The sequence below is a fragment of the Microbacterium sp. p3-SID336 genome (assembly GCF_025143365.1).
Taxonomy (GTDB): domain Bacteria; phylum Actinomycetota; class Actinomycetes; order Actinomycetales; family Microbacteriaceae; genus Microbacterium.
On sequence record NZ_JALXPE010000032.1, the window covers coordinates 41,918 to 48,775 of the forward strand.

At 70.2% G+C, this 6,858-nt stretch carries 7 protein-coding genes; 2 read left to right on the plus strand and 5 right to left on the minus strand.

What is annotated here, in order from left to right; all coding sequences use genetic code 11:
• Window positions 1-53: 53 nt before the first annotated feature.
• Window positions 54-1,805: a GAF domain-containing protein gene (locus tag M3C17_RS11120; protein WP_259977791.1), complete on the minus strand. Its 1,752-nt coding sequence runs from the start codon at window positions 1,803-1,805 to the stop codon at window positions 54-56.
• Between the two features lie 168 nt (window positions 1,806-1,973).
• On the opposite strand from M3C17_RS11120, the gene M3C17_RS11125 reads away from it, so the two are divergent.
• Window positions 1,974-2,642, plus strand: coding sequence for a response regulator transcription factor (locus tag M3C17_RS11125; protein ID WP_259977792.1), 669 nt, complete (start codon window positions 1,974-1,976; stop codon window positions 2,640-2,642).
• A 100-nt stretch (window positions 2,643-2,742) separates the two neighbouring features.
• Here M3C17_RS11125 and M3C17_RS11130 read toward each other — a convergent pair whose 3' ends face one another.
• The 4 genes from M3C17_RS11130 to M3C17_RS11145 are packed head-to-tail and all read right to left on the minus strand — an operon-like array spanning window position 2,743 to window position 6,023.
• The gene (locus tag M3C17_RS11130) at window positions 2,743-4,020 is read right to left on the minus strand and encodes an arginine deiminase (RefSeq protein ID WP_259977793.1); all 1,278 of its coding nucleotides are present in this window, start codon (window positions 4,018-4,020) and stop codon (window positions 2,743-2,745) included.
• Complete coding sequence (locus M3C17_RS11135; protein WP_259977794.1) at window positions 4,017-5,399, minus strand: amino acid permease; 1,383 nt, start codon at window positions 5,397-5,399, stop codon at window positions 4,017-4,019. Before M3C17_RS11135 ends, M3C17_RS11130 begins: the two co-directional genes overlap by 4 nt.
• Window positions 5,389-5,574, minus strand: a complete 186-nt coding sequence (locus M3C17_RS11140) for a hypothetical protein (protein ID WP_259977796.1) — start codon at window positions 5,572-5,574, stop codon at window positions 5,389-5,391. Before M3C17_RS11140 ends, M3C17_RS11135 begins: the two co-directional genes overlap by 11 nt.
• On the minus strand, window positions 5,571-6,023 hold the full coding sequence (locus M3C17_RS11145; RefSeq protein ID WP_259977797.1) for a universal stress protein: 453 nt from the start codon (window positions 6,021-6,023) through the stop codon (window positions 5,571-5,573). Before M3C17_RS11145 ends, M3C17_RS11140 begins: the two co-directional genes overlap by 4 nt.
• A gap of 144 nt (window positions 6,024-6,167) precedes the next feature.
• On the opposite strand from M3C17_RS11145, the gene M3C17_RS11150 reads away from it, so the two are divergent.
• On the plus strand, window positions 6,168-6,827 hold the full coding sequence (locus M3C17_RS11150) for a BON domain-containing protein (protein ID WP_259977798.1): 660 nt from the start codon (window positions 6,168-6,170) through the stop codon (window positions 6,825-6,827).
• Window positions 6,828-6,858: the final 31 nt, after the last annotated feature.

Genomic DNA, 6,858 nt, shown 5'->3' on the forward strand with positions numbered 1-6,858 from the left:
CGGACTCGCCGCGACGCGGGTCCCCGCGCGACGACACGCCGCGGAGGCACGGGCTAGAGATCGCTCGCGGACCGCCGCACCGCTCTCGACAGACCGTCCGCCTCGGCGGTGTCGAGACGAGATCGCGTGAGCGGCGCGGACCAGCACGCCGCGGCGCCTCTCCCCGGCCGATCCGTGAGCTCGAACCTCCCGCCCCGCGCGGCGGCGCGCTCGGCCAGGTTGGCCGTTCCCCCGCTATGGGCGCCGCGCGTCGGCGACACGCCGACCCCGTCGTCCTCGACCGTGACGGTGACCGCGGTGTCCGAGGCGGAGACCGTGACGGCGACCGCGTGCGCGTCGGCATGATGAGCGACATTCGCCAGGCTCTCGCGGACGACGGTGACCACGTCCTCGGCGAGGTCACCCGTGATCGCCTGGTCGAGCGCACCGACGAAGGTGACGGCCGGGGAGGACCCCAGTCCGGGCGTGAGCTCCACGACCACATCGAGGATGCGCTGGCGCAGCGGACGGTCGCCTCGCTTCGCCGACCCTGCCCGGAGAGGGAAGATGCCTTCGCGGATGTCGCCGATGGCCGCATCGATCTCCGTGACGATCCGCTCGAGCTCGTCGACCTGTTGCGGCGCGGCGAGCGCGAGTCCCTGAAGGCTCAGCCCGGCGGCGAACAGCCTCTGGATCACATTGTCGTGCAGGTCACGGGCGATCCGGGCGCGCTCCTCCACGACCTCGAGACGCTGTCTGTCGCGCCTCGCCAACGCCAGCGAGATCGCGAGGCCCGTCTGCGTCGCGAACTCCGCGATGGCGTCGAGCTCGACCTGGGAGAACACCGCATCCGGGGCGCAGCGGGTCACGCACAGTGCGCCCAGCGGACGGCCGGCTGTGACGAGCGGCACAGCCACGGTGACGCCGGAGTCCTCCGCTCCGCTCGGCGTTTCCCCGTCGGCGAACCGGCCGCTCACCACGGCGCCCGTGTCGATCGCGCGCGCCGCGATCGAGGTCCCCGCCGGGACGATGCGCTGCTCATGGAAGGCTGCGTGCCGACCGCGAGCGACCTCGACGCGAAGCCGTTCGTCATCGAGCGGCACGACCACGGTCACCAGATCGACCGGCACGACTCTGGCAACCCGCTCTGCCACGACACCGAGCACCTCGTCACCCTCCGCGGCGAGGAGGCTCGCGCTGACCTCCGAGAGCGCACGGCTGAGACGCTGCTGGCGGCGTGCCTCCTCATACAGTCGCGCGTTGTGGATGGCGATGCCCGCCGCTGCGGCCAGAGCCTCGATGTGCTCCTGATCGCCTTCGGTGAAGATCCGCCCGCGCCGGTCGGTCAGGGCGAGGGAGCCGTAGATCTCTCCGTACAGCTTCACGGGCACGCCGAGGACGGAGTCCATGGGTGGATTCGCGGTGTCCTCCGCGTGGGGTTCGCGTCGGTCATCCCGGCCACTCCGTCGGATCGTCCGCCCGGCGTCGATGATCTCCCGCAGCAGCCCGCCGCCGTCCGTCGGGCGCGCGAACCCCTCCGCGGCGGCCTGAGCGCGCCCGCCCTGCGTGAATCGCTCGAGCATTCCGTTCTCGTCCACCACCAGGAGCGCGCCGTGCTGTGCATCCACGAGGTCGACGGCGACGTGGACGATGCGGGTGAGCACGCGCTCGAGGCTCAACTCGCCGGTGAGCTCCCGCGTCGCCCGGAGGAGATCTCGGAGCTGGCTCTGTGCGACGAGGATCCGACCGTCCTGAGCCTTGCGGCTGCACGTGCCGATCGATGGGCGCGGACCCGGAAGCTGCGGTTCCCGGAATCCGTCGTCCATCCGTCCAGCTTCGCCTCGGCAGGTACCCCCTGCAATGCCGGGCCGATATACGACAGGGCCGGCGAGCGCTCACGAAGGACGAAGGTCCCGTGGCGCCACCCCTTGCGGGTCTACATTTGCCGGGGCGGGGTCGGCGGGATACGGGCCGACGACATCGGAGGTGCGGAGATGACCGGGGTCTTCCTGGTCGACGATCACGAGATGGTACGGCGCGCCGTTGCCGCCGTCATCGATGCGGCGACCGATCTCTGCGTGGTCGGTGAGGCGGGGAGCTGTCGAGAAGCCCTCCGCCGGATCGCGGCGACCAGACCCGACGTCGCCGTGCTCGACGTGCACCTGCCCGACGGCAGCGGCATCGAGCTGTGCCGCGCCGTTCGCCGCGAGCACCCGGGATGCCGGTGCCTGATACTCACCGGGTACGACGATGCAGGCGGGGAACGCGCCGCGGCTGCCGCGGGGGCGGATGGGCTCCTTCTGAAGACCGTCCGCACGGCGGACGTCGCCGGCGCGGTGCGCACCATCGCCTCGGGACGACCGCTGCCCGGTTCCCCCGGCTTCGCCGCCGGCGCCCGCCGTCTCGATCGCACCGCGCAGGAGCGGCGCGAGACGCGCGAGGACGCTCATCCGGATCCCCGGATCGCGTCACTCAGCCTCCGCGAGCGCCAGGTCCTGGCCCTGATCGCCGATGCGCAGACGAACAGGCAGATCGCTGAACGGATGCACCTCGCTGAGAAGACGGTGAAGAACTACGTGACATCGCTCCTGAGCAAGCTGGGCTTCACGCATCGGACCCAGGCCGCGGTGTTCGCGTCCTCCCGTCAGCGACCGCTGGACTGACTCGGACGGCTCGGACCGCTCGCGAGAGCTCACGACGGTCATCAGCTCTCGAAGCCCCTCACCTGTCTCCTCGTACGAATCCCGCTCCCGCAGCCGTGTATCAGGACGAACCGGAGACCGAGTCGCGTCGGATCGGACACGTCATGCAGCGCGGACCGCCGCGGCCGCGGCCGAGCTCGCCACCGCTGATCGTGATGACCTCGATGCCGTGCTTGCGCAGCATGGTGTTCGTGAGGACGTTCCGGTCGTAGCCGACGACGACGCCGGGACTCAGTGCCAACACGTTGTTCGCGTCGTCCCACTGCTCCCTCGCCGCGATCCGTGCGTCCGCGCTCACCGTCAGGAGTCGAACGGACTCCGCTCCGAGCGCATCCGAGAGCAGCCCCACGAGCGGTTGCGGTCGACCGACGACCAGCCCTTCGCCGCCCACGCCCGGTGTGAGGAGATGGCCGCGCAGGGCCTCGCGATCCATGACGGGCGACAGGACGAAGGTCCGTTCGTCGACCATCGTCAGCAGCGTGTCGACGTGCATCATGGCGTGCGAGCGCGGGAGCGGCAGCGCGATCACCCGATCGGCCTGACCGCTCAGGAAGACGCTCCGCGCCAGCAGCTCCACACCGGCCGGCGTCGTGCGCTCTCCCATCCCGATCAGGACCGTGCGATCACCGAGGACCAGGATGTCGCCGCCTTCGGTCGCCGCGGCCGCTGGACCTTCTCCCTGAGCCAGGCGCTCGACGCTCGATTCGCGAAAGAGGCGATGGTACTCGTACACCGCGCGGACGAGGACGGTCTCCGGCCGCCTGGCGGGCATCGACATCGTGGTGATGCTCAGCCCCTTGTATATCCAGCTCGCGGTATCACGGGCGAAGAGCATGTTCGGCAACGGCGGCACCAGGAAGCCGAACGGGTCGCTGTGCTGGGCGACCAGCCCGTCCGCTCGAGCACCCCATTCCTCCACCGTGATGCCGCCGATGAGCGCGCGGGCGAGGTCATCCGACTCCCCCGCGTCCAACCGCCGACGCAGCTCGGGGGCGAGTACGACACCGAAGCGGTCCTCCGCGCAGACGCTGTCGAGCACGGACCCGCGCGCCTCCGCATCCTCGAGGACGTCCGCGAGCAGGTCGGCTATGTCGTGCACCACGACGCCGTGGGATCTGAGGACGTCGACGAACGCGTCATGCTCGCTCCGTGCACGCTGCGACCACACCACATCGTCGAAGAGGAGGAGATCGTGATTCTCCGGCGTCAGTCGATCGATTTCGACCCCTGGCCGGTGGACGACCACCTCCCGCAGCACGCCCGCCTCGGAATGCACACCGAGCGCATGCGCGTCGATGCGACCGGCGGGCGGACGGGACGGCGAGGCCTCGGTGCTCATGCGTGCTCCTCTGATCGGCGTGCGGCTGATGCCTGACGCGATGGCGTGGTGGCGGAGGGGTCGGCCGATACAGCGGATCTGGTGGCCCGCGTCCACAGGTACAGCGGCACGCCGAGGAACAGCGCGAACGCCCCGAAGTACGTCGCCTCGGCCCCGGTGCCGAGCATCGACCAGTAGCTGAAGGCCAATGCCAGCACCGACACGGTGAGGTCGCGAGCGAGCTGCCGGACGGAGAGGGTTCGCCGACGCGTGAGAAGCCACGACAGCTGAGCGGCGGCGGAGAGCAGGTAGGGAATGACGGCGGTGAACACCGTCAGCAGGACGACCGTCGTGAAGACGCGCTCGAAGCTGGTGTAGGCGAGGATCATCAGGGCTGTCGCCAGGACGGTAGAACTGATGATGCCGACCGCTGGCACTCCGCGATGCTCGCGGGCGAAGAAGCGCGGGAAGAGGCCATCACCGGCGGACACCGATGGCATCTCGCCGACGACGAAGGTCCATCCGACCAGACAGCCCAGCCCGGACACCACCGCCGACACGGCGATGACCTGACCCGCCCACTCTCCGCCGAAGAGGACGACGGCCGCGTCGCTGTAGGGAGCGGAGGAGGTTCGCAGGTCGGCGCTCGTGACCGCACCGAACACGGCGGCCGTGCCGAGCAGGTACAACCCGCCGCACAGGACCGTGCCGATCACGGTGGCACGCGGAACGTTGACCTCCGGGTCGCGCACCCGGCCGGCGGCAACCGAGGCGGTCTCGATGCCCAGGTAGGCGAACAGGGCGACCGCCCCGGCGCTGGCCAGGGCCGTGCCGACGCCGGTTCCGGAGGCGTTGAAGGGACCGAGCTTCGACACGTCGAAGGTGAGAAGGCCGACGACGGCGATCACGACGAGGGGCACGACCTTGAGCACGGTGAACACCACCTGCGCTCCCCCCATGCTGCGCAGACCCAGGAGGTTGATCGCCACGGGCAGCCACAGGCAGCCGCTCGCGATGGCGATGGACCACATCACGTCATGCCCGGTGTTCAGGAAGACCTCGATGTAGCCCGTCAGAGCCACCACGATCGCAGCGTTCCCCGCCCAGGCCGTGAGCCAGTAGGACCACGCGGCGAGGAACCCCGCGAACTCGCCGAAGGCCTCACGGGCGTAAAGGTACGGGCCTCCCGAGCCGGGGATCCTCTGCGTCAGGCGGCCGAAGACGAGGGCCAGGGCGACGGCCCCGAGGGTCACGAGCGCGAACGCCACGATGCTGATCGGACCGAATGCCGCGAGTGCGCTCGGAAGTCCGAAGATGCCGGTGCCGATGACGGAGCCGACCACGAGCGCCGTCGCGGAGGTGACGCCCAGCCCGCCGTGCCTGCCCGTCTCAGTCGCCATCGAAGGCTCTTCTCCGCGCCGTCCCGGCACGCGGATCGGCCACGATGTCGAGCGGCTGCGTGGCTGTGAGCGAGGCCGTCACACGATCCGCGGCGTTCGACGTGCGAGCGGCACGCATCGGCGTCGTGGGAGGCATGAGACCACGCCGGTCTTCGCCGCCGGCACGCGGGGTCATGATGCCTGCTCCCGCGGCTTCGGCTCGTGGTAGATCAGCACGGGGCACTGCGCGTGTTGCGCGCAGGCCATGCTCACCGATCCGAGGAGGAGACCGGTGAAACCTCCGTGACCGCGGCTGCCGACGACCAGCATCCGAGTGGTCTCGCTGAGATGGATGAGCGTACGCGCGGCTGGTCCCGCCACCACGCTCCGCCGGAGATCGTCGGGCGGATCATCGCCGAACGCGACACCGATAGTCGAGTCGAGCGTGTGGGCCGCCTCTTCCTCCGGTGACCAGCCCGGCATGGGATACGGCTCCGCGAGGGTCGGATACGTCCAGGCGATCACCGCCTCGAGACGGACGCCGAGCGCTCGCGCAAGACCGGCGGCGTACCGCAGCACTTCCGCGGAGCACCGTGACCCGTCGACGCCGACGATGACCCGGTCTGATTCTGTGATGTCGTCCATGCGCCCAGCTTCCGCCGCGGCGCGCCCCCCGCCAGGGACCTAGGTCCTGTCGACGCGGCGGGACGAAGGGCCCGCCTTCCGCTGTCGAATCGGACCACAGTGGAGCGGGTATCGGCCTCGGAGAACCCAGGAAAGGAACAGACGATGACGATAGCTACCGACAGCGATCTCGCTGTGCAGACCCGCGTCGGAGAGGAACTGGAGTGGAGTCCGGACGTCGACGCCTCGTCCGTCGCCATCGCGGTGGAGCGTGGCGTCGTCGCGCTCTTCGGCGAGGTGGCGACGAGTGCCGAGCGCCTCGCCGCCACGCGTGCAGCCGGTCGCACGAGAGGCGTGCGCACTGTCGTGAACCACCTCCGGGTGCATCCCACCCGCGCGCCCGCCCCGGAACTCGCCCGGATCGTGTCGCGCTGCCTGGCAGCAGCGAGCAACGTGCCGACGTCGGTGACGGCGGAGGTGCGGGGTCGCAGCGTCCGACTCAGCGGAGAGGTGGACTGGAACTTCCAACGGCATGCCGCCGTGCGCACGACCCAGTATCTCCGTGGTGTGGAGGTCGTCGAGAACTGCATCACCCTGCGGCCGCGGGCGTCGCTCGCAGCTGATGAGGGAGAGGCGATCATGGACGCACTCACGCGCACGTCCGCGCTGGATTCCCGGCACCTGGAGGTGATCGTGTCCGGCGACACGGTGACGCTCACGGGCATCGTGCGTTCCCTGCTCGAGCGCGAGGCCGCCGCCGCAGTCGCATGGCGTTCGTCCGCCGTCGCCCGCGTCGACAACCGCATCGTCGTGCTCGCGGAGTGAGGCGGGGATGACGCAGCGCCCCGCCCGGGTG

Bases quoted from the DNA above. Each gene is read 5' to 3' on its own strand.
- M3C17_RS11150 (WP_259977798.1), top strand. From the start codon at position 6,168: ATGACGATAGCTACCGACAGCGATCTCGCTGTGCAGACCCGCGTCGGA.
- M3C17_RS11130 (WP_259977793.1), bottom strand. From the start codon at position 4,020: ATGAGCACCGAGGCCTCGCCGTCCCGTCCGCCCGCCGGTCGCATCGAC.
- M3C17_RS11135 (WP_259977794.1), bottom strand. From the start codon at position 5,399: ATGGCGACTGAGACGGGCAGGCACGGCGGGCTGGGCGTCACCTCCGCG.
- M3C17_RS11120 (WP_259977791.1), bottom strand. From the start codon at position 1,805: ATGGACGACGGATTCCGGGAACCGCAGCTTCCGGGTCCGCGCCCATCG.
- M3C17_RS11145 (WP_259977797.1), bottom strand. From the start codon at position 6,023: ATGGACGACATCACAGAATCAGACCGGGTCATCGTCGGCGTCGACGGG.
- M3C17_RS11125 (WP_259977792.1), top strand. From the start codon at position 1,974: ATGACCGGGGTCTTCCTGGTCGACGATCACGAGATGGTACGGCGCGCC.
- M3C17_RS11140 (WP_259977796.1), bottom strand. From the start codon at position 5,574: ATGACCCCGCGTGCCGGCGGCGAAGACCGGCGTGGTCTCATGCCTCCC.